This window comes from Comamonas sp. F1-6 (assembly GCF_039581415.1).
Lineage (GTDB): Bacteria > Pseudomonadota > Gammaproteobacteria > Burkholderiales > Burkholderiaceae_C > Comamonas > Comamonas thiooxydans.
This window is the reverse complement of the sequence record NZ_JBCPWN010000003.1, coordinates 153,701-178,910: the sequence shown is the minus strand read 5'-3', so window position 1 is coordinate 178,910 and position 25,210 is coordinate 153,701. Positions and strand designations below refer to the sequence as shown.

At 61.7% G+C, this 25,210-nt stretch carries 22 protein-coding genes, 1 pseudogene and 2 riboswitches; of the genes and pseudogenes, 19 read left to right on the top strand and 4 right to left on the bottom strand.

Annotated features, from left to right (window positions below; genetic code table 11):
- The first annotated feature begins 9 nt into the window (after positions 1-9).
- Complete coding sequence (locus AAIL66_RS04665) at positions 10-1,623, top strand: DHA2 family efflux MFS transporter permease subunit (protein ID WP_004340679.1); 1,614 nt, start codon at positions 10-12, stop codon at positions 1,621-1,623.
- A 69-nt stretch (positions 1,624-1,692) separates the two neighbouring features.
- On the opposite strand, the gene AAIL66_RS04660 is transcribed toward AAIL66_RS04665, so the two are convergent.
- Entirely contained in the window at positions 1,693-2,022 is a 330-nt protein-coding gene (locus AAIL66_RS04660) for a hypothetical protein (RefSeq protein ID WP_012838243.1), read from the bottom strand.
- A gap of 150 nt (positions 2,023-2,172) precedes the next feature.
- Here AAIL66_RS04660 and AAIL66_RS04655 point away from each other — a divergent pair, with 150 nt between their 5' ends.
- Together AAIL66_RS04655 and AAIL66_RS04650 are read left to right on the top strand one after the other, a co-directional pair.
- Positions 2,173-3,285 (top strand): MBL fold metallo-hydrolase, encoded by a 1,113-nt coding sequence (locus AAIL66_RS04655; RefSeq protein WP_343496119.1) that lies wholly within the window; start codon positions 2,173-2,175, stop codon positions 3,283-3,285.
- A 156-nt stretch (positions 3,286-3,441) separates the two neighbouring features.
- Complete coding sequence (locus tag AAIL66_RS04650; protein ID WP_343496118.1) at positions 3,442-4,422, top strand: helix-turn-helix domain-containing protein; 981 nt, start codon at positions 3,442-3,444, stop codon at positions 4,420-4,422.
- Between the two features lie 28 nt (positions 4,423-4,450).
- On the opposite strand, the gene AAIL66_RS04645 is transcribed toward AAIL66_RS04650, so the two are convergent.
- The 3 genes and pseudogenes from AAIL66_RS04645 to AAIL66_RS04635 all read right to left on the bottom strand — a co-directional run bounded on the left by AAIL66_RS04645 (position 4,451) and on the right by AAIL66_RS04635 (position 7,436).
- A complete protein-coding gene (locus tag AAIL66_RS04645; protein WP_045838938.1) occupies positions 4,451-5,551 on the bottom strand; it encodes a 2,3-butanediol dehydrogenase in 1,101 nt (366 codons plus the stop codon).
- On the bottom strand, positions 5,548-6,813 hold the full coding sequence (locus tag AAIL66_RS04640) for an MFS transporter (RefSeq protein ID WP_343496117.1): 1,266 nt from the start codon (positions 6,811-6,813) through the stop codon (positions 5,548-5,550). Before AAIL66_RS04640 ends, AAIL66_RS04645 begins: the two co-directional genes overlap by 4 nt.
- Before the next feature lie 89 nt (positions 6,814-6,902).
- Positions 6,903-7,436, bottom strand: a pseudogene (locus AAIL66_RS04635) (2,4'-dihydroxyacetophenone dioxygenase family protein).
- A gap of 192 nt (positions 7,437-7,628) precedes the next feature.
- Between AAIL66_RS04635 and AAIL66_RS04630 the strand changes: the two are divergent.
- From AAIL66_RS04630 to AAIL66_RS04555, 16 genes are all read left to right on the top strand, one after another.
- The gene (locus AAIL66_RS04630; RefSeq protein WP_343496116.1) at positions 7,629-8,162 is read left to right on the top strand and encodes an energy transducer TonB; all 534 of its coding nucleotides are present in this window, start codon (positions 7,629-7,631) and stop codon (positions 8,160-8,162) included.
- 88 nt (positions 8,163-8,250) lie between these two features.
- Positions 8,251-8,360: riboswitch (glycine riboswitch) on the top strand.
- A gap of 19 nt (positions 8,361-8,379) precedes the next feature.
- Positions 8,380-8,505: riboswitch (glycine riboswitch) on the top strand.
- Positions 8,506-8,569: 64 nt separating this feature from the next.
- Entirely contained in the window at positions 8,570-9,706 is a 1,137-nt protein-coding gene (gene gcvT, locus AAIL66_RS04625; RefSeq protein ID WP_343496115.1) for a glycine cleavage system aminomethyltransferase GcvT, read from the top strand.
- Between the two features lie 122 nt (positions 9,707-9,828).
- Positions 9,829-10,203 carry a glycine cleavage system protein GcvH gene (gcvH, locus tag AAIL66_RS04620; RefSeq protein WP_034352415.1) on the top strand — a complete coding sequence of 125 codons (375 nt, stop codon included), beginning with the start codon at positions 9,829-9,831 and terminating at the stop codon, positions 10,201-10,203.
- 47 nt (positions 10,204-10,250) lie between these two features.
- Positions 10,251-10,802: a MolR family transcriptional regulator gene (locus tag AAIL66_RS04615; protein ID WP_343496114.1), complete on the top strand. Its 552-nt coding sequence runs from the start codon at positions 10,251-10,253 to the stop codon at positions 10,800-10,802.
- A gap of 90 nt (positions 10,803-10,892) precedes the next feature.
- A complete protein-coding gene (gene gcvP / locus AAIL66_RS04610; protein ID WP_343496113.1) occupies positions 10,893-13,796 on the top strand; it encodes an aminomethyl-transferring glycine dehydrogenase in 2,904 nt (967 codons plus the stop codon).
- A complete protein-coding gene (locus AAIL66_RS04605; protein ID WP_343496187.1) occupies positions 13,741-14,052 on the top strand; it encodes a hypothetical protein in 312 nt (103 codons plus the stop codon). The genes gcvP and AAIL66_RS04605 overlap by 56 nt, the downstream gene beginning before the upstream one ends.
- The gene (locus AAIL66_RS04600) at positions 14,039-16,219 is read left to right on the top strand and encodes an ATP-binding protein (RefSeq protein ID WP_343496112.1); all 2,181 of its coding nucleotides are present in this window, start codon (positions 14,039-14,041) and stop codon (positions 16,217-16,219) included. The genes AAIL66_RS04605 and AAIL66_RS04600 overlap by 14 nt, the downstream gene beginning before the upstream one ends.
- Positions 16,220-16,239: 20 nt before the next feature.
- Positions 16,240-16,902: an RluA family pseudouridine synthase gene (locus AAIL66_RS04595; RefSeq protein WP_343496111.1), complete on the top strand. Its 663-nt coding sequence runs from the start codon at positions 16,240-16,242 to the stop codon at positions 16,900-16,902.
- A 351-nt stretch (positions 16,903-17,253) separates the two neighbouring features.
- Positions 17,254-18,375, top strand: a complete 1,122-nt coding sequence (locus AAIL66_RS04590; RefSeq protein WP_034352399.1) for a branched-chain amino acid ABC transporter substrate-binding protein — start codon at positions 17,254-17,256, stop codon at positions 18,373-18,375.
- Between the two features lie 96 nt (positions 18,376-18,471).
- Complete coding sequence (livH, locus tag AAIL66_RS04585; RefSeq protein WP_004340658.1) at positions 18,472-19,395, top strand: high-affinity branched-chain amino acid ABC transporter permease LivH; 924 nt, start codon at positions 18,472-18,474, stop codon at positions 19,393-19,395.
- Complete coding sequence (locus tag AAIL66_RS04580; RefSeq protein ID WP_003079484.1) at positions 19,395-20,633, top strand: high-affinity branched-chain amino acid ABC transporter permease LivM; 1,239 nt, start codon at positions 19,395-19,397, stop codon at positions 20,631-20,633. The genes livH and AAIL66_RS04580 overlap by 1 nt, the downstream gene beginning before the upstream one ends.
- A 55-nt stretch (positions 20,634-20,688) precedes the next feature.
- Positions 20,689-21,456, top strand: coding sequence for a high-affinity branched-chain amino acid ABC transporter ATP-binding protein LivG (gene livG, locus AAIL66_RS04575; RefSeq protein WP_003079486.1), 768 nt, complete (start codon positions 20,689-20,691; stop codon positions 21,454-21,456).
- The gene (locus AAIL66_RS04570) at positions 21,456-22,169 is read left to right on the top strand and encodes an ABC transporter ATP-binding protein (protein WP_034395239.1); all 714 of its coding nucleotides are present in this window, start codon (positions 21,456-21,458) and stop codon (positions 22,167-22,169) included. The genes livG and AAIL66_RS04570 overlap by 1 nt, the downstream gene beginning before the upstream one ends.
- 92 nt (positions 22,170-22,261) lie before the next feature.
- Entirely contained in the window at positions 22,262-23,026 is a 765-nt protein-coding gene (locus AAIL66_RS04565) for an SDR family NAD(P)-dependent oxidoreductase (RefSeq protein ID WP_080771240.1), read from the top strand.
- Positions 23,027-23,549: 523 nt separating this feature from the next.
- Complete coding sequence (locus tag AAIL66_RS04560; RefSeq protein WP_343496110.1) at positions 23,550-24,533, top strand: tripartite tricarboxylate transporter substrate binding protein; 984 nt, start codon at positions 23,550-23,552, stop codon at positions 24,531-24,533.
- A gap of 85 nt (positions 24,534-24,618) precedes the next feature.
- On the top strand, positions 24,619-25,176 hold the full coding sequence (locus tag AAIL66_RS04555) for a bacteriohemerythrin (RefSeq protein WP_224650880.1): 558 nt from the start codon (positions 24,619-24,621) through the stop codon (positions 25,174-25,176).
- The last annotated feature ends 34 nt before the right edge of the window (positions 25,177-25,210 follow it).

Genomic DNA, 25,210 nt, shown 5'->3' with positions numbered 1-25,210 from the left:
GAATCAGCCATGACTTCCTCGACTTCTGCCAATCCCGGAGCGGGCGCCTCGCCACCGGCTCCGGCGGCCCGCCCCATGCCGCCAGCCATAGCCCCGCTCAAGGGCGCGCAGCTCGCCCTGGGCACGCTGGCACTATCGCTGGCCACCTTCATGAACGTGCTGGACTCGTCCATCGCCAACGTGGCCATTCCGGCTATCTCCGGCGATGTGGGTGTCAGCCCCAGCCAGGGCACCTGGGTCATCACCAGCTTTGGTGTGGCCAATGCCATCTCCGTGCCGCTGACGGGCTGGCTCACCCAGCGCTTCGGCGCCGTGCGCCTGTTCACCATGAGCGTGCTGCTGTTCGTGCTGACCTCCTGGCTCTGCGGCTTTGCCTCCTCGCTGGAGATGCTGGTGCTGTTCCGCGTGCTGCAAGGCGCCGTGGCCGGCCCTATGATTCCGCTGTCGCAGACCCTGCTGCTGTCCAGCTATCCGCCCGCCAAGGCCGGTGTGGCGCTATCGCTCTGGGGCGTGACCACGCTGGTCGCTCCCGTGGTCGGGCCACTGCTGGGCGGCTGGATCACGGACAATATTTCCTGGCCCTGGATCTTCTACATCAATGTGCCCGTGGGCCTGCTCTCGGCCCTCATGACCTGGAGCATCTACCGCAACCGCGAAACGCCCACGCGCAAGCTGCCCATCGACACCGTGGGCCTGTCCCTGCTCGTGCTCTGGGTGGCGGCGCTGCAGCTGATGCTGGACAAGGGCAAGGAGCTGGACTGGTTTGCCTCTAATGAAATCATCGCCTTTGCGGTGATCGCTGTCGTGGCCTTTGCCGTATTCGTGGTCTGGGAGCTGACCGACGCCCATCCCGTCGTCGATCTGCGCCTGTTCAAGCGTCGCAACTTTGCGGCCGGCTCGATCGCGCTGTCCATCGCCTACGGCCTGTTCTTCGGCAATGTGGTGCTGCTACCGCTGTGGCTGCAGCAATGGATGGGCTACACCTCCACCTCGGCCGGCCTGGCCCTGGCGCCGGTGGGCCTGCTGGCCATCCTGCTCACGCCCATGGTGGGCCGCAAGGTCGGTGTCTGGGATCCGCGCAAGATGGCCACGATTGCCTTCATCGTGTTTGCCATGGTGCTGTGGATGCGCTCGAAGTTCACCGTGGAGACCGACTTCGCCCACATCCTGATTCCCACGCTGATCCAGGGCGGCGCCATGGCCTTCTTCTTCATTCCGCTGACTACCATCACGCTGAGCGGACTGACGCCGGACCGCATTCCGGCCGCAGCAGGCCTGTCCAACTTCGTGCGGATCACCGCGGGCGCCATGGGCACCTCGATTGCCACCACGCTCTGGGAAAGCCGGGCTTCCATGCACCATGCCCATTTGACCGAGCTGCTGGTGCAAGGCCAGGGCACGTTTGCCAGCACGGTCAGAAACCTGCAGGCAGCGGGCATGAGTGCCGAACAGGCCTATGCCCAGATCAACCGGCTGATCGATCAGCAGGCCTTCACGCGGGCCGCCGACGACATCTTTCTGGCATCGTCCTTTCTGTTCCTGAGCCTGATCGTGCTGATCTGGTTCACCAAGCGCCCGGCCTCTGCCGCAGGAGCCTCCGACGCGGCCGCCGGCGCACACTGATTAACTTCAGAATAAATTGGCTGATAACGCTTGAATCACAAGCGTTATCAGCTATTTTTTTGATAGTTCCTAAGCGCCATCAGCCTGCTTGTCCAGGCGCCGCAAAAACACCTGCAACTCCTTGACGACCTGGGCATCGCCCTTGGCCTGTGCGCAGCTCAGCCCTTGCTGCCAGGCGGCTCGCGCCGCCTGCGCATCGCCCAGCGCCAGCTCCACCTTGCCCAGCTGCTTCCAGGCAACGGAGTATTCGGCATCCAGTGCCGTGGCCTTGCGCAGATGCTCGCGCGCCACGGCCATCTGCTCGTCGTCGGCATAGGCCTTGCCCAGGGTATAGCGCAGCAGCGCACCGTCCTTGCCGGCCGCCAGCATGCTCTCCAAATTGTGAACCATGGGATTCATGTGTATTTGCTCCTCGGACAGCGAGTGTCGCATCCGCCCCGAGAAAGCAGCTGAATGGCCGTGCCTGTGTTAAGGCCTCTTGCAAGCCGGCTCTTGCAGCGCTGCAAACCATCCCAAACTGCGGCCAATGTCTTACTAAGGCGCCCGATCTTGTTTCGCAAACCAAGTCTCTCCACCTCCATCACCGACTACGAGGACTCGCCCCAGTATTCGGGCGGGCGTTTTCGCAACACGCATCCGCGTCCGGCCAACAGCCCCAAGCCAGATGCCGGGACGCTATGGAAGTTCTTCTTCAACAAGCCGGCCGATTCCCAGCCGGGCAAGGCGCTGCCCGTTTTGCCGCTGAGCACGACCGAGTTGAACCTCGCGCCCGAACGCAGCCTGTATCGCCTGGGCCATTCGACACTGCTGATAAAGCTGCGCGGCGGCTGGTGGCTGACGGACCCGGTGTTTTCCGAGCGCGCCTCGCCGCTATCGTTTGCCGGCCCCAAGCGCTTTCATGCCCCGCCGATCACCCTGGACAAGTTGCCTGCCTTGCGCGGAGTGCTGCTCTCGCATGACCACTACGACCATCTGGACCGCGCCACCATTCGCGTGCTCGCGCCCAAGGTGGGCATTTTTCTCTGCCCCTTGGGAGTGGGAGACAGACTGGTGGCCTGGGGCGTGCCGACCGACAAGATCGTGCAGCATGACTGGTGGCAGGGCAGCGAGGTCGACGGCCTGCGCTTCACGGCCACGCCGGCCCAGCATTTCTCGGGACGCAGCCTGCGCGACGGCAACCGCACGCTCTGGGCGTCCTGGACCATAGAAGATCGCCAGGCTGACAGGCCGCTGCGCGTCTTCTTCAGCGGCGATGGCGGCTACTTCGACGGTTTTGCCGAAATCGGCAGGCACTTCGGCCCCTTCGATGTCACGTTGATGGAGACCGGCGCCTACGACGCCCACTGGCCCTATGTCCATATGCATCCGGCGCAGACCGTGCAGGCACACCGGGATCTCGGCGGCCAGTGGCTGCTGCCCATACACAACGGCACTTTCAACCTCGCCATGCATGCCTGGTGGGACCCCTTCGAGCAGATCCTGAGCCTGGGCAGGCAGCACGGCATAGAGATCGCCACGCCCATGATGGGCGAGCGCCTGGACCTGAACGCTCCGCATGCGGGTTCAGCCTGGTGGCGCGCCTGCGCCGACATGAAAGCGGATGCGGACTCCCCTTCTTCAGCCGGCAAAGCAAAGCGGCTGGATTCGCGCCCTCAGCCTTGATGCACGCAGGCGTCGCGACCATGATTTGCGACCTGCCACCCCGTAACTTCACGGAGCGAGGCGCAAACATGGCATGTTAGAGTTTGCTCGGCACTGCCGACATCTACTGACTCCACTTGGTCGGCACACACTATAAGAACCTGCCAAGGAGACCCCATGCCCTCGCTTGCGCCATGTGCGGTGAACCGGATCGCTACGGATGCCTTTCCCGCCAGCCAGCGCCTGGACCAATGGGAAGCCTATAACGCTTCTTTTCTGGTCGGATTGCGCTGCTCATCCTACGCCGACGAAGGTCTGAACGCGCGGCAGAGCAATATGCGCTTGGGCCAGCTGGCCCTGGCAGACATCGACGGCAATGCCCATGTCATCGAGCGCACGCCACAGCTGGTGCGCCAGCATCCCAAGGAGTCGGTTTTCGTTTCACTGGTGCTCAGCAGCGGCGCCTTCTTCTATCAGGAACACAGCTGCATCCATCTCGCTCCGGGCGACTTGGTGATCTATGACACCCGGCATGCCTATCTGTTCGGCTTCACCCACCAGATGCACCAATTCCTCGTGGATACGCCTGCCGACTGGTTCTACCGCAACTGCAGCCGCGCGCAACTTCCCGGCCCGATCTGTGTGTCGGGGGCGACGGGCAGCGGACGCGTGCTCAATCACGCGTTCCAGAAGCTGGTAGGCAATGCCATGGCCCACCCCGAAAGGGTGGACCAGGATCGCATGCAGTTCGAGGCCTGCGACCTGCTGCGCACCATGCTGGCTGGAGAAGCAGCAGACAGCAGTGCACTACGCGCCTCCCACCTGCTGGCCGCGCGCGCCCATATCGACCAACACCTGCACCGCCACTCGCTGGATGCGAGCGAAGTCGCTTCCGCCTCAGGTGTCTCCCTGAGGCACCTGAACCGGCTGTTGCAGGCCGAGGGACACAGCGTGACCGAGCTGATTCTCGTGCGCCGCCTGGAACGTGCAGCCATGGAATTGCGCCAGACTGCGCTGAACCGCTACAGCATTGCCGAGATCGCCTACCGCTGCGGCTTTGCCAGCCAGGCCCACTTTGCACGCAGGTTCCGCTCACACCATGGCATGACGCCCACACAGATGCGTGCGCAGCACGGTCAGCTACGTGCCATGACTTAGCGGCAGAAGCTGCAGGCGCCAGCAAGGCTCAGGAGCTGTGGGCAAAAGCGTGGGGACGGGCGAATCGGGCAACGGCATCCGGCTGCGGCTGAACCAGCACCTTGATAGCATCCCCGGCAGATGCCAGTCGCTCGAATCCGTCCTGTATGGCGGCATCCAGACTAACGGTATGGGTCACGATACGTCCGGCATCCACAACCCCGGAAGCCATCAGCGCCAGCAGCTCCGGATACAAGCCCCGATAGCCCACGCTGGAGGTAATGCGCAGCTCGCGGTTGACCAGGTCGAAGGTATCGATGCTCGCCTCGGGCATGAGCCCCAGCAGCACGGCTTCACCGCCCTTGCTCAGTACGCCAAGCGCCCCTCTCAAGGTTTCCGGGCGACCCACGGCTTCGAACGATACCGGCACGCCCTGCCCGCCTGTGAGTTCACGCACTTGCTGCACGACATCGCCCTGGCTGGCGTCGAGCGTGTCGCAGGCGCCGAGCTCGCGCGCCAGGCGCAGGCGTCGGGCATCGACGTCGACGGCAATAATGCGGCCCGCTTCATGGTGCTTGGCCATCATCACCAGCAGCAGACCAATGGCCCCCATGCCGAAGATGACGCAGGCCTCGCCAGGGCGCAATGCGCTTTGGCGCACAGCATGCAATGCCACTGCTGCGGGCTCGGCCACCGCCGCTTGCCTGAAGCTCAAGGACGGGGGAAGCACATATGCCATATAAGCGGGAATCACAGCTTCCTCTGCCATTCCGCCGTCTCCCATGAGCCCCACAAAGCCCATGGATTCGCACAGGTTATAGCGCCCCCCGCAGCAATAGCTGCACTGGCCGCAGCGGTACTCCGGCTCCACGGCGACTCTGTCTCCGATATGCAGCCCTGTGACATCCGCAGCCACCTCCACCACCGTGCCGCAGAACTCGTGGCCGATGACTATGGGTGCGACACTGTTGGACAAGGGATGCGGGACCTCGACCGGTATAGAGTCGGGTCCATGCAGATACTCGTGCATATCGCTGCCGCAGATCCCGCAGTACGCGACCTCGATACGGATTTCTGCGGCCTTCAAGGGCCGGCGTTCGATGATTTCCAGGCGCAGATCGCGGGCACCATGCCATTTCAAAGCCTTCATGCCTGCGACTCCTTCAATGCTGCAGCCGGCTGCCTGTCGTCAACGCGCCTGGGCGCTGTCTCAATCAGCCCCAAGGAAAGCAAGCCGGCAAGCAAGGCTCCTGCAGCAGCCACCCACATCACCACATCAAGCCCCCATCGGTCGGCTGCCACCCCGGCCAGGGTCGGGGCGATGAAACCGCCGATCAGCTCGCCAAAACCCATGATCATCCCCAATGCAGTGGCCATGGCTGCTCGCGGAACGGTCTCGGCCGGAATCGTGGCCATGAAGAGCGTGAAGCAGCCCAGGCCGGTATAGGTCAGCAGCAGCAAGCCGCCCATCACCACCGGCGATTGCGCATACAGAAAGGCCAGAGGGCAGCAAGCCGCCACAAAGGAAAAAAAGATCAGTGCCGGACGGCGACCGATATGGTCCGAAATGGCGGGCACGGCAAAGCCCCAGATGACCCAGGCCACACCCATGCAACTCATGACAGCACTCATTGTGCCCGGCCCGAAACCCTTGGCATTGACCAGATAGGTCGGCGCAAAGGAGATGATGATCACAAACCAGGCCATGAAAACACAGCTGATCAGCACGCTCAACCAGATATTGCGTTCACGCAGCAGAGCCCAGCGCGAGCCTGTCTGCAGGGCTGCAGCGAGCTCATCTGCACGCCCGCCATCTGTGTTTTTCACATGAAGCCAGATGAGCGCGGCGGCAATCAGCCCGGGAACACAGGTCAGGTAGAACGCCGTGCGCCAGCCATAGGCCACGGCCAACGCAACAATCACCGGCGGTGCGATCACGGCGCCCAGCAAGCCCGCAGACGAGCCCTGCAGCAAGCCCATGTTGAGGCCGCGACGGCTTGGCGTGGAGGCTTCGACCATCAGTGTCTGCGACAGCGGCAGCACCGGCCCTTCGGCAAGGCCCATCAGCGCTCGCAACAACAGCAGGCCGACAAAACCGCCCACCAGACCCGACAGGGCCGAGCACAGAGAGAACATCAGCACCGAAAGAATCAGCACCGTTTTGCGTCCGCCCTTGCGGTCTGTATAGGCCCCGAAGAATGCACCAGAAGCCGCCCATGCCAATGCCAGAATGGACGACAGCATGCCCAGCTGGGCATTGTTCAGATCCAGTTCCTTAGAGACAAAGGGAAATAAAAACGACAATGCCAGCCGGTCAAAAAAAACAATCCCGAAAGTAAAAAACAGAATGAGCAGCAGCTTGTTTTCATAGCTCAACCACCCGATTTTTAGGTTTTCATCTTGATTTTTCATGCCTCTCTCCATTCCGTATTTGGCGGGCTATTTCATTCTTCAGGAAATCCCGCCTTTCATTGATGGATTTTCAATCCAGCTTCGGATAACTACCGAAACAGCGTGTCCACATAATCTGCACCTATGCCGATTTTTTCATAATGCTTTCGGCATAGTTCTATGTAGCTGTGAACATCGAAATATCCGTCAGGCTTTCCGTCATCATCGAGCCAGATCAGCGGTCCCTTGACGATAAAGAACGCACGCATGGGCTGCTCATGTTCATAGGCCACCAGGGTATGGCCTTCTCCGGGGGTCTCGTAGACGAAATCACCGGCACGGGCTGTCCAGTCATGTTACAGATAGCCCCACTTCCCCGAAATCGTGTAGGCAAACACTTCGTGCGGATGGTAATGGCGGTTCACCAAACCGGCCTCCTTCGCCATCAGAATATCGCACCATTTGTTTTGTGATGGAGAAATCCAGAGGGGACGGGAGGAAACGGTTTCAGAGAATGGAACATAATAACGCTCATCCTCCGTTGGAGCGTTCTGAATATAAACCTCTGGCTGCGCATCGGGCTGAAAACATTCAGAAATCGGCTTCAGATATTTCCAGAATTCATTCGTGGCTTTTTCGGGCATTTTCTCTCCTTGAATAAACATTTTTTGACGAACGTCATAATCCTATCCATGGGGAAAATTCTGTTTAGTCCCTGCCGGACATGATGTTTGCCCCTGCAGGACAAGCTCTGGAGCAAGGCAGCCCGGCCCTGGCTGAACGACCGACTCCACCAGGTCTGCCGAAATCGACTGGGGATGACCGAGAATGCCGCCATGGATACTTCACGCCACTCACGCTGTCTTGCTGCATACGCGGCCGTCTTGGGAGCTCTGCTGCTCAGTGCCTGCGCTGGCAACCCAGCCATGGCGCCTAAGGTGGCCGACATCACTCCCCAGCCCCAGGCTGACTCCGCCTCGGCTTCCGGAGGCCAAACCGTAAATTGGCCTGCCTGGATCAATGCAGACTGCACACCCCCCGCCCAGCTCGATCGGCAACCGCAGCCACGCCGCCACACCACGCCTTTCATCAGCGCCCACTGGTTTCCGAACGGGCTGGAGACCACGGTGGTCTTCCGCCTGGAAGTCACGGCTCAGGGCGAACTCGGCCGTGTGGCCTACCAGCCTGCCGATGCCGATCCCCGCATCGTGAAGTCCATACTGCGCTCGCTCGAACGCTGGAAGTTCAAGCCCGGCATGCGCCAGGGCCAGCCCGTGACGTCCTGCTTCGAGCAGCCCTACCAACTGGTGTTTCCGCGCCAGGAGATCGATGTTCCTCGAACACCCGCCATGAACACAGAACCGCAGTGAGACCACAAGCTCAATTCCAGCGATCTGTGCTCGAAAACCCCAAAATCCGTCCGATTCGGTGGTGCAAGCCCCTTGCCCACCGCTAGAATCGCCAACGTCAGGAGAGAGTGCCTGCAGCTTGAAGCTGCCTCGCACCGCCGAAGGCGCAGACCCCAACCCGGTGTCAAAACGCTCAGGCAAAAGGACTGACAAGCGCTGCAAGGTGTGCAAACCTGCAGCGTCCCTAGCTGGAGAGAGATGCAGGCCGTCATTTCGTATGTGCGCCAGCATCCACCGAAGGAGCAAACTGCCCGATGCAATGCGTGCAGTGAATCTCTCAGGTAAAGCGGACAGCAGGGCAAGCCCGCCACGCATGGCCCTGTCATGCATGGCCACTCATTTTGGTTTGACCACCGGAGCGCTTGCCTGTGACTGCTGCTGACACCTCTTCCGATCTGCGTTCCACACCGCTGTTTGCACTGCACCAGAAACTGGGTGCCCGCATGGTGCCGTTTGCCGGCTACGCCATGCCCGTGCAATACCCTCAAGGCCTAATGGCCGAGCATCTGCACACGCGCAAGGCCGCCGGCCTGTTCGATGTCTCGCACATGGGCCAGTTGCTGTTGCGCGGCCCCGATGCCGCCGCCGCGCTCGAATCGCTGATGCCCGTCGATGTCATGGCCCTGGGCCTGCACAAGCAGCGCTACGGTCTGCTGCTCGATGAACAAGGCGGAATTCTCGACGACCTGATGTTCGTCAACCGCGGCGATGATCTGTTCCTCATCGTCAACGGTGCCTGCAAAGAGGCCGATATCGCTCATATCCAGAACCGCATCGGTAGCCGCTGCGAGGTCGTCCCACTGCCCGATCGCGCCCTGCTGGCCCTGCAAGGCCCGCAAGCCGTCACTGCCCTCTCGCGTCTGATTCCCGGTGTGACGCAACTGGTCTTCATGACCGGCAACCACTTCGACTGGCAAGGCCATGCGCTCCACATCACGCGCAGCGGCTATACGGGCGAGGACGGCTTTGAAATCTCCCTGCCCGGCGAAGCTGCCGAAGCCTTTGCCGAAGCTCTGCTGGCACAGCCCGAGGTAGCCCCCATCGGTCTGGGCGCGCGCAACTCGCTGCGCCTAGAAGCCGGACTTTGCCTGTACGGCAACGACATAGACACCAGCACCACCCCGGTGGAAGCTGCGCTGAACTGGGCCATGCAGAAGGTGCGCCGCACCGGCGGCGAGCGCGAAGGCGGCTTTCCCGGTGCGGCCATCGTGCTGGAGCAATTGCAGAACCCTCAGTCGCTGCGCCGCAAGCGCGTGGGCTTGATCGCGCTGGAACGCATTCCCGTGCGCGAGCCCGCCGTGCTGGAAAACATGGACGGACAGCATATCGGCCACATCACCAGCGGCCTGCTCAGCCCCACGCTCAACCAGCCTGTGGCGCTGGCCTATGTCGAGCCCGACTACGCCGCCATCGATACGGAAATCTTCGCCATGGTGCGCGGCAAGCCCGTGCCCATGAAGGTGGTCGCCACGCCCTTCGTCCCCACCCGCTACTACCGCGGCTAGGTCTGCCGCCGCGCATGAGACGGGCCAGTTTGCCAAACAGCTGCCAGAACACCGCTAAAGTGCGAGCTGGACCTTTCTCAAACAACACCCGATTCCCCTGAATCCCCCATCTGGAGCTTTCCATGAGCATCAAGTATTCCAAAGAACACGAATGGATCAACGCCGCTGACACCAATGCCGCCATCGTCGGCATCACCGTACACGCACAGGATGCGCTGGGCGATGTGGTGTTTGTGGACCTGCCTGCCGTGGGCTCCAGCTTCAAGGCCGGCGATGTGGCTGGCGTGGTCGAGTCCGTCAAGGCCGCTGCCGATGTCTACATGCCCGTGACCGGCGAGATCGTCGAAGTCAACGAAGCCCTGCGCGATGACCCGTCGCTCGCCAACAGCGACCCGCTGGCCGCTGGCTGGTTCTTCAAGGTCAAGATGAGCAATGTGGGCGAGCTCGAAGGCCTGATGGAAGAGACCGCCTACAACGACTTCGCCAAGGACAACTAAGCGTATCAACGGCCCTCGCATTGCGAAGGCCGTTTTTGCATGCAGCCATGAGCACCATTCTGTATTTTGACGATCCGCACGTCGGTCTCGCCCGCGAGACCAGCCACCCGACCTTTGCGCGCATCGCGGCCCAGGACTTCTATTACGACTGCGGTGACGACTTCAGCCCCTTCGGCAACGATGACGGCAGCGACACACTGGCCGCTCTTCAAGAGTGGTACCAGGAGCAGACGGGCGGCAAGTCTGCCAAGACTCTGCGCTTTCTGCACCAACAACTGAGCGACTGGGATCTGCCCGTGCCCAAGGACATGCTGGCTCATAACGATGCGGCCAAGGCCCAGTGGCTGGCCAGCGATGACATGAACCAGATCTATCTGCGCTCGGTCTGTCGCGCCCACGTGGCCACCGCCTTTGGTCAGCTCAAGATCACAGGCAGCATCGATGCCGATCTGCAACAGCAAGCCCTGCTTGCCCTGGCCTGCCAGCAATGGCTGAACACCGTGGCACGCAGCAAATATCCCGATTGGGAATATGCAGACCAGGAAAGCGAACGCCTGGCTCTGATGAACACCGCGCTGGAACAAGCCAGCGCTGCTTGAAGCACCGGCCGCATGCCTTCAGGCATACGGCATTCACGCATGCCTGGCATGCAAACCGTCAGTCACAGTATTTGAGAATAGGTCCCTCCCATGCTGATGTCGCCTCCCGCCCCCGTCGCTTCCCTGGAAGCGCTGGAAAACAGTCACGAATTCATCCCCCGTCATATAGGCCCGGACGCCGATGAGCAGCAAAAAATGCTGGCTGCCATCGGCAAGCCCTCGCTGGATGCCTTGATTCGCGATGTGATGCCCGACTCCATCGCACGCGCCAGGCCCATGGATCTTCCGGCGCCGATTACCGAAGCCGCTGCGCTGGCCGAACTCAAGGCCATCGCCAGCAAGAATCAGGTTCTGAAGAGCTTTATCGGCCAGGGCTACTACGGCACGCACACGCCGGGCGTCATCTTGCGCAACATCCTCGAGAATCCAGCCTGGTATACGGCCTATACCCCCTACCAGGCCGAAATCTCGCAAGGCCGCATGGAGGCGCTGGTCAACTTCCAGACCATGGTGACCGACCTGACCGGCATGCCGATTGCCAATGCTTCCATGCTGGACGAGGCCACGGCAGCCGCCGAGGCCATGACGCTGGCCAGGCGCTCTGTCAAATCCAAAAGCCATCGCATCGTGCTGGCCGGCGATCTGCACCCGCAGACGATTGAAGTCATCGAGACCCGCGCCCGGCCGATCGGCATCGAAGTGGTGATCGCCAACAGCCAGCAAGAGTGGGAGGCCGCGCTGGCAGGCGATCTGTTTGCTGCCGTCATCCAGTACCCCGCGTCCAGCGGCTGGATCGTGGACTGGAAGGCCGATGTGCAAGCCATTCACGCCAAGCAGGCCGCCGCCATCGTGGCCACCGACCTGCTGGCTCTGACCCTGCTGACACCGCCCGGCGAATGGGATGCCGATATTGTCGTGGGCAACAGCCAGCGCTTCGGCATGCCCATGGGCGCGGGCGGTCCGCACGCGGCCTTCATGGCCTGTCGCGACGAATACAAGCGCAGCCTGCCCGGCCGTCTGGTGGGTGTCAGCGTCGATGCGCATGGCAAGCCCGCCTACCGCCTCGCTCTGCAGACACGCGAACAGCATATCCGCCGCGAGAAAGCGACATCCAATATCTGTACGGCCCAGGTCCTGCCGGCCGTGATTGCCAGCATGTATGCCGTCTACCACGGCCCCCAGGGGTTGAGGCGCATCGCCCAGCGTGTGGCACGCTTCACAGCGATTCTGAGCCGTGGCCTGGCCCAGTTGGGCTTTGGCGCCCACCACCACGACACAGCCTTCGACACCGTGAGCCTGCACACCCGGGAGGCCACCGACGCCCTGGCGGCTCGCGCCGTATCCAAGGGCGTCAATCTGCGCAAGGCCTGGGATGAATATCTCTGCATCAGCCTGGACGAAACCACGACCCGGACCGATGTCGAGCTGATCTGGAGCATCTTTGCCCAGGAGGGCCAGGCCCTGCCCACCATCGAGGCCATGGACGAAGGCCCGACCTCGCTGATCCCCGAATCCCTGCAGCGCAGCACGGCCTATCTGACCCACCCGGTCTTCAACACCCACCACTCCGAAACCGCCATGCTGCGCTATATACGCAGCCTCAGCGACAAGGACCTGGCGCTGGACCGCAGCATGATCCCGCTGGGCAGTTGCACCATGAAGCTCAATGCCACCAGCGAGATGATTCCCATCACCTGGCCAGAGTTCGCCGACATCCACCCGTTTGCGCCCGCCAACCAGCTGCAAGGCTATGCCGAGCTGGATCAGCAGCTGCGCGACTGGCTGTGCCAGGCCACGGGCTACGCGGGCATCAGCCTGCAGCCCAATGCAGGCAGCCAGGGCGAATACGCCGGTCTGCTGGCCATCAAGGCCTTCCATGAATCACGCGGCGAGGCGCACCGCAATATCTGCCTGATTCCCAGCAGCGCCCACGGAACCAACCCGGCCAGCGCGCAAATGGTGGGCCTGCAGGTCGTGGTCACCAAGTGCGATGACAACGGCAACGTGGACATGGCGGATCTGAAGCTGGCCTGCGAGAAGCACAGCGCCAATCTGGCCTGCATCATGATCACCTACCCCAGCACGCACGGCGTGTTCGAGACCGAGGTCAAGGAGCTGTGCCAACTGGTGCACAGCCATGGCGGCCGCGTCTATGTGGACGGCGCCAATATGAACGCCCTGGTAGGTCTTGCCGCACCCGGCGAGTTCGGCGGCGATGTCAGCCATCTGAACTTGCACAAGACCTTCTGCATTCCTCACGGCGGCGGCGGCCCCGGCGTCGGCCCCGTGTGCGTGGTCGAGGATCTGTTGCCCTTTCTGCCGGGGCATGCCACCGCAGGCGACGTCCGCCGGGTGGGTGCTGTCAGCGCAGCGCCTTTGGGCAATGCAGCCGTTCTTCCGATCAGCTGGATGTATATCCGCATGATGGGAGAGCCGGGCCTGAAGCTGGCGACCGAGACCGCCATCCTCAACGCCAACTACATCAGCGCACGCCTCAAGGAACACTTCCCCACGCTGTACGCGGGCGAGTATGGTCACGTGGCCCATGAGTGCATCGTGGATCTGCGCCACTTCAAGGACAGCTGCGGCGTGATGGCCGAGGACGTGGCCAAGCGCCTGATCGACTACGGCTTCCATGCACCGACGCTGTCCTTTCCCGTGCCCAACACGCTGATGGTGGAGCCGACCGAGAGTGAAAGCCTGTCTGAGCTGGACCGCTTCATCGAAGCCATGATCGCCATCCGCGCCGAGATTGCCGAAGTGGAGGCCGGCAGACTGCCCCGGGACGACAACCCGCTCAAGAACGCGCCCCATACGGCAGAAGCCTTGCTGGCCGCAGACTGGCAGCATGGCTACAGCCGCGAAACCGCCGCCTATCCCGTGCCTGCCCTGCGCCGCGCCAAGTATTGGAGCCCCGTGGGCCGCGTGGACAACGTCTATGGTGACCGCAATCTGTTTTGCAGCTGCGTACCCATGGACGCTTACGAAGACTGATAGCCAGGGTCTCCCCCAAGCCAGTGCGCTCTGCCGCACTGGCTTTTTTATGCTCAATCAATGTCGAACACCAGCCAGCCCATTGCTGTTCGCCGGCAGTGAATGTATTCACGACATCAACGCAATCGGCGTTGCTGCCGCCAAACCGAGCATCGAGTTGCCTGAATACCGGTTGACTGCCCGCCTTTTTAAAGAGCAGGTGCAGGGACCGGCTTACACTGCCGAGGTCTTCTGCCTGTCTCATGAGCTCCTCTGAACCCACTCCCCCTCCCTTGCTGCCAGTCATTGATGGCGGCCTGCCTCTGCATGCCCTGCTGGCCCCCGGTGCTGCGCCGCTGGGCCTGAGCGCCAACACCCAGCCATTGGTGCCGGAGGATGAAGACCCGCTGCAGGCCCTGGTGGCGGAGTTGCGCAACTACCAGCACGAACTGGAGCTGCAAAACGAGGTACTCAATTACAGCCAGGCCGTGGCCGAGAGCGCATCGGAGCGGTTTGAAACGCTGTTTGCAAGCATTCCGCTGCCGCTGCTGGTGGTTGATGAATACGATATGGTGGTCCAGGCCAATGCCATGGCTCACCGCGCATTTCAGCCCACCGAAAAAGACCGGCTGCTGATCAACTTCAAGCCCTTTGTGCATGTCAACGACGCAGAGCGCGTGACTACGGCCTTCGAGCAGGCCAAGGCGATGGGACGCGCCGAGGTACACGAGGTTCTGTTCCAGATCACCGAAGAATTCGAGCTCTGCGGCGACCTGCATGTGGCCGGCGTGGTCGTGCCCCAGCAAAACGGTCCGGCCACCTGGCAGTATTTGTGCGCCGTTGTCAACCAGGGCCCGCTGCTTGCCGAGCGCAAGGCGCTGCAAGAGCGCAACCAGCAGCTTTATGCCAGCGAGAGGCGACTGGAGTCGGTCATCAACTCCGCGCTGGACGCCATCATCTGCGTCGATCAGCATCAGCGCATCACTGTCTTCAACCCCACGGCGGCAGCCCTGTTTCTGTGCTCGCCTCAGGATGCCCTGGGCAGCCCGCTGGAGCGCTTTTTACCCGATGCCGCTCGGGCACTGGCTTTTTCCTCGCTGACCACACAGGCCGTGCTAGGCGAGATGACGGGGCTGACCCTGTCGGGGCGTGAGATTCCCATGGAAATCAGCGTCTCCTTCGAACACCACAGCAGCGGCGACACCACCACCATCTTTGCGCGCGACCTGACCAGCCGCAATCGCGCCGAAGCCCAGCGCAATGCGCTGGAAACCCAGCTGCGCGAATCCCACAAGATGCAGGCCGTAGGTACCATGGCCGGCGGGATTGCCCACGACTTCAACAACATCGTGGGCGCAATCCTGGGCAATGTGGAGCTGGCCAAGGCCGATAGCTGCGGCAACCCGGCTGCCATGGAAAGCCTGCGCGAGATCGAAAAGGCCGGTCGCCGCGCCCGCGATCTGGTGCGCCAGATTCTGACCTTCAGCCGCAATGACCTGCCCGAACGCCGTCCGGTTCAGGTGCAGGAAGTCATGTCCGACACGGCTCGCCTGCTGCGCGTGACTCTGCCTCCCTCCATAGAGCTGCAGGTGCAGGAGTCCAACGATCTGCCGCCGCTGCTGGCCGACCCCACTCAGGTGGAACAGGCGCTGTTCAATCTCTGCAACAACGCCATGCAGGCCATTGGCAGTCAGCGCGGCATCATCCAGATGCGGGCCATGTGCATTGCTCCCGACAGCTACCAATGCGAACGCCTGGGTCTGGCCGTGGCCGAATACCTGGTCTTCATGGTGCAGGACTCCGGCCCAGGCATGGACGTCGCGACTCAGCGACGCATCTTCGAGCCTTTTTTCACCACCAAACCGGTCGGCCAGGGCACAGGCCTGGGCCTCTCGGTCGTACATGGCGTGATGCGCACCCATGGCGGCGCTGTCGATGTGCACAGCGAACTGGGCCAGGGCAGTTGCTTCACGCTGTACTTTCCTCTCAGCGACCCGACTTCCAGCCACTCTGCGCTGCCGCCCATGCGCATGGACAAGCCCGAAGCCCCGCTGCCCGAACCTGTCCTGGCCACGCGCGCCAGCCATGTAATGTATGTGGACGACGATCAGGCTCTGGTCTTCCTGTTTCAGCGCCTGCTGCGCCGTCGCGGCTATGAAGTCTCGGGCTTTACCGATCCCCATGAGGCCATGGCCGCCCTGCATGAGGAGCCACAGCGTTTTGACCTCATAGTCACCGACTACAACATGCCCGGCTTCAGCGGACTGGACCTGCTCAGACAGGCTCTGCAGATCAGCCCTCAACTGCCGGTTGCACTGGCCTCCGGCTATGTGACGGCCGAAATCGAGCAGGCTGCGATTGCAGCCGGAGCCAGAGCCTTGATCCACAAGCCCAACGATGTGCAGGAGTTCTGTGCCACTGTGCATGAACTGCTCAACCCCTGAAGCAATCGATAGCTGTTTGAATGAGTGCGTTGAACTGTGTGTATGAAGACGAGCACCTGCTGGTGCTCGACAAGCCCTCGGGCCTGCTGTGCGTGCCCGGTCGCGGCCCCGACAAGCAAGACTGCCTGAGCCTGCGTGCCCTCCGGCATTTCGGCGATGCACTGGTCGTGCACCGGCTCGATCAGGCCACATCGGGTCTGGTCGTCATGGCTCGCAATCCGGCCGTCCAACGCCAGCTCAGCCAGGCCTTTGCCGAACGCAAGGTCGACAAGCGCTATATCGCCGTAGTGGCCGGCGAGTTGCAGGCACACAGCGAAGCAGCGAATGACAGGGGCTGGCAACTGATAGACCTGCCGATTGCGGCCGACTGGGAGCGTCGGCCGCTGCGTGTCATCAACCACGAAACCGGCAAAAGCAGCCAGACGCTGTGGCAGGTGATCGAGCACACCGTCCAACCAGGAATACCCCGCACCCGGGTTTTGCTGAGCCCGCTGACGGGCCGCACCCATCAATTGCGCCTGCATATGGCGGCCATAGGCCACCCCATGCTGGGCGATGCGCTATATGCCAGCGAAGCCGTGGCCTGCGCCAGCCCACGCCTGTTGCTGCATGCGGCAGCACTGGAGCTGGTGCATCCGGTCACCGGCGGACTGCTGCAGCTAAAAAGTGATCCACTTTTTTAATCCCCCTCAAATCGGCAGCAACCGTCAAACTCTCAAAGTTGCCACGCCGCAACAAAAAACCCTTCAGTACAGTGCTGAGGCAGGACAGGAATCTGCGCAAAAAGACCGCTGATGCAGACACTTGCCGCACAGTTCAGGCATGGACTGCGCATATACATCACAAATGCAGGCTGCGCCATAGCCCTTGCGTACTAGCTGCTATGCACGACATAGCAAAAACCGAAAGCCTGCACCAGCCCCTGCATACCCTGTTGCCTTCGTTGACCACTCGATTAACCTGAGCTTCTTTGCGCGAACTGCTATGGCAGCAATCGCGCTTTTCGAACATCTCTCGAGATTAAGGAAGTCCTCATGAGCATTCCGTTCCGCATGCAAACCGTTGTTGCCGCCCTGGGCCTGGCTGGTGCCGCCCTGGTCTCCACCGCGCATGCCCAAATCAAGATCGCCCTGGTCATCCCCACCACAGGTGCGCTGACCCAGTACGGCGACATGGTCAAGGAAGGCGCCACCACCGCCGTTGAAATGGCCAATGCCGCTGGCGGTGTCAATGGCAAGAAGATCGAGCTGGTACCCGTGGACGATGCCTGCGAACCCAAGCAAGGCCCCGTCGCTGCCAACCGCGTGGTCAACAACAAGATCGGCTATGTGGTCGGCCCCGTCTGCTCGGGTGCCTCGATTGCCGCAGCGCCCATCTACAACAACGAAGGCGTGGTGGTCGTCACTCCTTCTGCCACCTCGCCCGCTCTGACCGACGGCAAGAACTACCACTTCATCTTCCGCACCATTGGCCGTGACGACCAGCAGGGCCCGGCGGCCGCCAAGTTCATTGCCGAGAAGCTCAAGCCCAAAAAGGTTGCCGTGCTGCACGACAAGCAGTCTTACGGCCAGGGCATTGCCTCTTCCGTACGTGACGACCTGAAGAAGGCCAAGATCGACGTGGCACTGTTTGAGGGCATCAACGCAGGCGACAGCGACTACTCCGCCGTCATCACCAAGCTCAAGGGCGCAGGCGTGGACTTTGTCTATTACGGCGGCTACCACCCCGAAATGGGTCTGCTGCTGCGTCAGGCTGCCGAGCAAGGTCTGAAGGTCAAGATGATGGGCCCTGAAGGCGTGGGCAACCCCGAAGTCAACGCCATTGCAGGCCCTGCCGTCGAAGGCATGCTGGTGACTCTGCCCGCCGACTTTGCCGCCAACCCCAAGAACGCCGCCGTGGTCAAGGCCTTCCAGGACAAGAAGCGCAATGCTTCGGGTGCCTTCCAGCTGACTTCGTTTGCCGCAACTCAATCGCTGCTGGCCGCCATCAAGGCCGCTGGCGACAACCCCGCCAAGGTGGCGGACTGGATGCACAAATCCACCGGCGTGGACACCGTGCTGGGCCCCGTGTCCTGGAACAAGCAGGGTGACCTGAACTCCTTCGATTTCCAGGTCTTCCAGTGGCACAAGGACGGCAGCAAATCGCTCGCCAAGTAATTCCACCACTCTCTCCGGAGGCAATGGCAGGGGCCATGCCTCCGGATGTTTGTTATCTGGCCCTCGGGCCTTTTCCTGTTTCAAGGGTGGCGTTACATGTCAGACTTTCTCCCCCAGCTGATACAACAGCTATTCAACGGGCTCTCACTCGGAGCCATTTACGCCCTGATCGCCATTGGCTACACCATGGTCTACGGCATCATCGGCATGATCAATTTCGCACACGGTGACATCTACATGATCGGGGCCTATATAGGCCTCGTGACGCTTTCGGCGATTGGCACGCAAAGTGGTCTGCCCATATGGGCCATCATCGGCCTGATGCTGGTGGTGGCCGTATTCGTAACCGGCGTCTACGGCCTGGTCGTCGAACAGGTGGCCTACAAGCCCGTGCGCCAGAGCCCGCGTCTGGTCGCGCTGATCTCGGCCATCGGCATGTCCATATTCCTGCAGAACTGGGTGGCTCTGGGCCAGGGCGCGCGCGATATGGCCGTGCCTTCGCTGCTGCCGGGCGCCATCAATTTCCACATGGGCAATTTCGAAGTCTTCATCCCCTATACCCGCGTGCTCATCATCGCGGTGACCGTGGTGCTGATGATTGCACTGACCATGTACATCAAGCATTCGCGCATGGGCCGTGCCTCGCGCGCCTGCGCTCAGGATATGCACATGGCCAATCTGCTGGGCATAGATACCAACAAGGTCATCTCCTTCACCTTTGTGCTGGGTGCCGTGCTGGCCGCCGTGGGCGGCGTGCTGATTGCGCTGGCTGTGGGCAAGCTCAACCCCTTCATCGGCTTCCTCGCCGGCATCAAGGCCTTCACGGCCGCCGTGCTGGGCGGCATAGGCTCCATCCCCGGCGCCATGCTGGGCGGTGTGATCCTGGGCGTAGCCGAGACCTTTGCAGCCGCCTACATCTCGTCGGAATACAAGGACATCGTGGCTTTCGGCCTACTGGTGACCATATTGATGTTCCGCCCCTCGGGCCTGCTGGGCAAACCTGAAGTGGAGAAAGTCTGATGAAGTACAGCTTTTCCGCCGCTTTGCGCGATGCGCTGATCGCCACCGTGATGACGGCCATCGTCGTTACCCCCATCTTCAGCCTGCACCTGGAGCGCGCCGGCGTGCGCACCATCATCACCCCCGACTGGAGCATGACCGGCTGGGCTTGCCTTGCCATCTTCGTCGTGCAGATGCTCAAGCCCCTGCTCGCTGGCAAGCTGCCCAAGGTCAATCTGCCGGCAGTCCCGCAGATGAAGTCGGGCACACGCAACGTCGTCATCTTTGTGGTGCTGATGATGGCCGCCTCCTGGCCATTCTTCGCAGGCCGCAATGCCGTCGACATCGCGACTCTGGCCATGATTTACGTCATGCTGGGCCTGGGTCTGAACGTGGTGGTCGGCTTTGCCGGCCTGCTGGACCTGGGCTTTGTGGGCTTCTATGCCGTGGGCGCCTACACCTATGCGCTGCTGTTCCACTGGGCTGGCTGGACGTTCTGGGAAGCGCTGCCGCTGGCCGGCGCAGCCTCGGCTCTGTTCGGCTTCGTGCTGGGCTTTCCCGTGCTGCGCCTGCGCGGAGACTATCTGGCCATCGTGACGCTGGGTTTCGGTGAGATCATCCGCCTGCTGCTGACCAATCTGACCAGCTTCACGGGCGGTCCCGACGGCATCTCCAGCATTCCCAAGCCTACGGTGCTGGGCCTGCCCATGACCCGCTCGCCCCTAACCGAGGACGGCACGACCTTTCATCAGTTCTTCGGTCTGGAGTTCAACTCCATGCACATGGTGATCTTCGTCTATCTGATGGCCCTGCTGCTGGCCATGGTGACGCTGTTCATCAGCAACCGCCTGATCCGCATGCCCATAGGCCGCGCCTGGGAAGCGCTGCGCGAGGATGAAATCGCCTGCCGTTCGTTGGGCCTCAACCCCATGAAGATCAAGCTCTCGGCCTTCACGCTGGGCGCCATGTTCGCGGGTTTCGGCGGCGCCTTCTTCGCCGCTCGCCAGGGCATCGTCAATCCCGAGTCCTTCACCTTCATCGAGTCGGCCCTGATTCTGGCCATTGTGGTGCTGGGTGGCATGGGCTCTCAGCTGGGCGTGATCGTGGCCGCCATCATCCTCACCGTACTGCCCGAGCTGGCACGCGAGTTCTCTGAATACCGCATGCTGATCTTCGGTCTGGTCATGATTTTGATGATGGTCTGGCGTCCCCAGGGCCTGCTGCCCATGAAGCGACACCAAGTGGAGGTGAAGTCATGAAGCTGCACCTGAACGCTATTATTTCAATAACTACAACCACAGGCAGGGCAAACGCATGAGCGAGTATTTGCTGGAAGTCAAAGACCTGTGCATGCGCTTCGGCGGCCTGCTGGCCGTGGACAACGTGGGCTTTAACGTACGCCCTCAGGAAGTGTTTGCCATCATCGGCCCCAACGGCGCGGGCAAGACCACGGTATTCAACTGCATCAGCGGTTTCTACCAGCCCTCGGGCGGCTCGGTCGTTCTGGACGGCCAGAGCATTGCAGGCCACAGCAGCCACCAGGTCGCCAACCACGGTGTGGTGCGCACATTCCAGAACGTGCGCCTGTTCAAGAGCATGACGGCGCTGGAAAACCTGCTGGTCGCACAGCACCGCCAGTCGCGCGCCACGCTGCTCGGCGGCCTGTTCAACACGCCAGGCTATCGCCGTGCCGAACAGGAAAAGATCGACAACGCACTCCAATGGCTGGACGTGATGGGCCTGCGGCAGTTTGCCAACCGCGAGGCCGGCAATCTGGCCTACGGTCACCAGCGCCGGCTGGAGATTGCGCGCTGCATGATCACCAAGCCTCGCGTGCTGATGCTGGACGAGCCCGCCGCCGGCCTGAACCCGCAGGAGAAGAAAGACCTGCAGCATCTGATCGACGATCTGCGCAAACAGTACGGCGTGGCCGTGCTGCTGATCGAGCACGATATGGGCCTGGTCATGGGAGTGTCCGAGCGCATTCTGGTCATGGAATACGGCAAGCCCATCGCCATGGGCCTGCCCGAGGCGATTCGCAATGATGAACGGGTCATCAAGGCCTATCTGGGAGAGGCCTGATGAGCCAGCATATGTTGCAACTGGAGCAGGTCTCCACCCATTACGGCGCGATCTGCGCGGTCAATCATGTCAGCCTGCATGTCGATCAGGGCGAGATCGTCACCCTCATCGGCAGCAATGGTGCTGGCAAGACATCGCTTCTGATGACGGTCTGCGGCAACCCTCGTGCCAGCGGCGGGCGCATTCTGTTCGAGGGCGAGGACATCACCCAGATGTCCACCCATCACATCATGCGCCGCGGCATTGCCGTCTCGCCCGAAGGCCGTCGTGTCTTCAAGGACCTGACGGTGACCGAGAACCTGCAGATGGGCGGCTTTTTCCTGAGCAAGGCCGAGATCGCCGACGGCGTCGAGCATGTGTTCAAGCTCTTTCCTCGTTTGAAGGAGCGCGCAGCGCAACGCTCGGGCACCATGTCGGGCGGCGAGCAGCAGATGCTGGCCATAGGCCGCGCACTGATGAGCAAGCCGCGCCTGCTGTTGCTGGACGAACCCACACTGGGCCTGGCGCCGCTCATCATTGCGCAGATCTTCGAGATCATTCAGACCATCCGCGCAGCGGGTGTGACGGTGTTCCTGGTCGAGCAGAATGCCAACCGCGCCCTGCAGATTGCCGACCGAGGCTATGTGCTGGAAACCGGCAAGGTGGTGCTGGAGGACAGCGGTGTCAACCTGCTGAGCAATGACGAGGTGCGCAAGGCCTATCTGGGTCATTGACAGCTCACTGACCTCATCTGAGGTCATTGCCAGGCCCCGCCGGACGCAAGTCTTGCGGGGCTTGCTCTTTTCAGTCTTCAATCAACCGTAAGATGCTTCGCATGACAAAGCACTTAACGATTCTGACCGGTGGCTCTCGCGGCATGGGCCTGTCCATGGGACAGCAACTGCTGCAGCAAGGCCATCAGTTGCTGAGCATTGCCCGCAAGACCAGCGCCGCCCTAGCCTCCAGCGCCAGCAAGCCTGCACAGCTATTGCAATGGGAGCAAGACCTGGCACAAAGCGCTGCTGCTGCGCAGCGCCTGGCGACCTGGCTAGGCACGATAGATCCGCGTGAATGGGCCAGCATCACCCTGATCAACAATGCGGGCGTCATCCCGCAGATTGCGCCACTGTCCCAGGTGCCTTCAGCCGACATGATCAATGCCCTGCGCGTGGGTCTTGAGGCTCCCATGGCCCTGACCGGAGCCTTTCTCGGAGCAACCGAAAGCTGGCGGATTCCCCGCAAGGTGCTCAATATCTCCTCGGGCCTGGGCCGCCGCGCCATGGCCTCGCAAGCCAGCTATTGCACGGCCAAGGCCGGCATGGACCAGTTCAGCAGCTGCGTGGCGCTGGAAGAGGCGGCCAAGCCCAACGGCGCACGCATTGTGTCTCTGGCGCCAGGCGTCATCGACACCGATATGCAGGTACAACTGCGCAGCGCAGCTTCAACCGACTTCCCTGACGTGGGCCGTTTTGCTGGTCTGCACAGCAACGGGCAGCTGACCTCGGCCGATGACGCCGCAGCCCGCGTGCTGGCCTGGCTGGCACGACCGGACTTCGGCGACCAGGTGGTTGCCGACGTACGCCAGGCTTGAGATAGCACTCAGAGCGGCCGGACTCCAAAACATGGCTGCAACCGCCTTATCCAAACCAATGGCCAAAGGCACCTGCAGCTCTTGTTGCCGTGAACTACCGGACCAAGCAAAAAATCTGGGAACAGACGCGGCCTATTCTCGAACCAAGCCCTGGCAAGTCTTTCATGCGTGGCAGAATGTTTCCACTGGTCTGCAGCAGCCGCCGTGGCTGTGCGCAGATCCACAATCCGCACCCGTGGGCCACATAGACAGCGACACCCGATCGGTACGCTGCCTCCGTGCTAGCAACGGCAGCAACCCTGTCGTGCAGCGCGTGCGGATGGCGATCATGTCCGTACGGCATGGCTCGCGCTCCCCGGTAAAGACAAATACCCATTGATGGCGGAACCACCGTCCCCGATCATCGAAAAGCCCACCTTCCGTGACTCTGGCTGCCGAGCTCAAGGCTCAGGCACCAGCCGCGACTGCGCCGCCCTTGTTTGCGGGCCAGCGCTCCCCCGTTCGTCTCTGGAGCTTCTTTTTCATGATTCGCCAAATTCTCATCAGCACAGCCGTGATCGCAAGCGCGGGCCTGAGCTTTTCAGCCGCTGCACAAGACCCCGCAGCCGACTACCCCAACAAGCCCGTGCGCATGATCGTGCCGTTCCCACCTGGCGGCGGCACCGACATCCTCTCGCGCGTGATTGCCAACAAGCTCACCGAAGTCAGCAAATGGACCGTGGTGCCCGACAACCGTGCGGGTGCAGGCGGCACCATCGGTATCACCGAAGCGGTCAAGGCGGCGCCCACGGGCTATGACATGGTGATGGGCCAGAAGGACAATGTGGTCCTTGGCCCCTACCTCTACAAGAACCTGCCCTGGAACCCCAGCAAGGATCTGACCCCCGTGGCTCATGTGGCCTACACCCCCATCGTGATCGCCACGGCCGCCAACTCGCCGTACAAGACGCTGGCCGACGTGGTGGCTGCAGCCAAGAAGAACCCGTCCAAGATCACCTACGGCTCGCCCGGCAACGGCACCAGCATCCACCTGGCCGGCGTGATGCTGGAAAAGGCCTCGGACATTCATCTGACTCACGTGCCCTATAAAGGCTCCAACCCCGCGATGATGGATGCACTGGCCGGCAATGTGGATCTGCTGGTGTCCTCCGTCCCCTCGGCCATAGCCCAGATCAAGGCCGGCAAGCTGCGCGCCATCGCCGTGACCTCGGCAAAGCGCTCGTCCTCGCTGCCAGACACCCCAACACTGGCCGAGTCCGGTCTCAAGGGCTTTGATGTGAGTACCTGGTACGGCCTGTTCATGCCCAAGGGCACACCCGCAGCCATCGTGACCAAGGTCAATCTCGAAGTGAACAAGCTGCTGGCCATGCCCGAGGTGCGCGAGGCCATTCTGACCCAAGGCGCCGAGCCCCAGTCCATGAGCGCAGCCAGCTTCGACAAGATGTTCCAGGCCGACTTCAAGCAGTCCAAACAGGTCGTCGAATCCTCGGGCGCCAAGATCGAGTGACATCCCGACGCGGCGCGCAGGATTCGCGCCGCCCTGCCTGGCGCGGACAGGCCTGATCTGCATCAATGCGGCATATGACAGGCTCGTGAATACTTCTCCGGAAACCCTTGAATTTCTGGAGAACATCATGGCATTGCTGGTCTGGGTCCCCGAACTGGACACCGGGATTGCGGAGATCGACCGGCAGCACCGCCGCATCGTCGATTACATCAACCGGCTTTACGAGTTGCGCAGCTCGCCAGATCGCGAAGGGCTGGGCGATGTCATCGGCGAGATGATCGACTACACCGTCTCGCACTTCGTCTTCGAGGAAAGCCTGATCGAGAGCGCCGGCTATATGTTCGCAGGGCCGCACAAAAAAGTGCACGAGCTGTTCACGCGCCGCGTGATCGAGATGCAGACCCGCTTCGATGCGGGTGAGGATGTGGCCGCCGAACTGCATGGCATGCTCTCGCGCTGGCTGTTCAACCACATCCGCAACGAAGACCATGGCTATGTGGACTCGGCCAAGGTCTATCTGCGCATGATGTCCAAAGAGAGCGGACACACGGCAGAAAAAGAACGACTCAAGGCGGAAGTGCTACAGGAGCTGGAATTGCAGCGCAAGAAAAAAGGCTGGCTGGCCCGGCTGCTCAGTCGCTGAGCACCCTTGCTCACAAGAAAAACGGCTCCCTGAG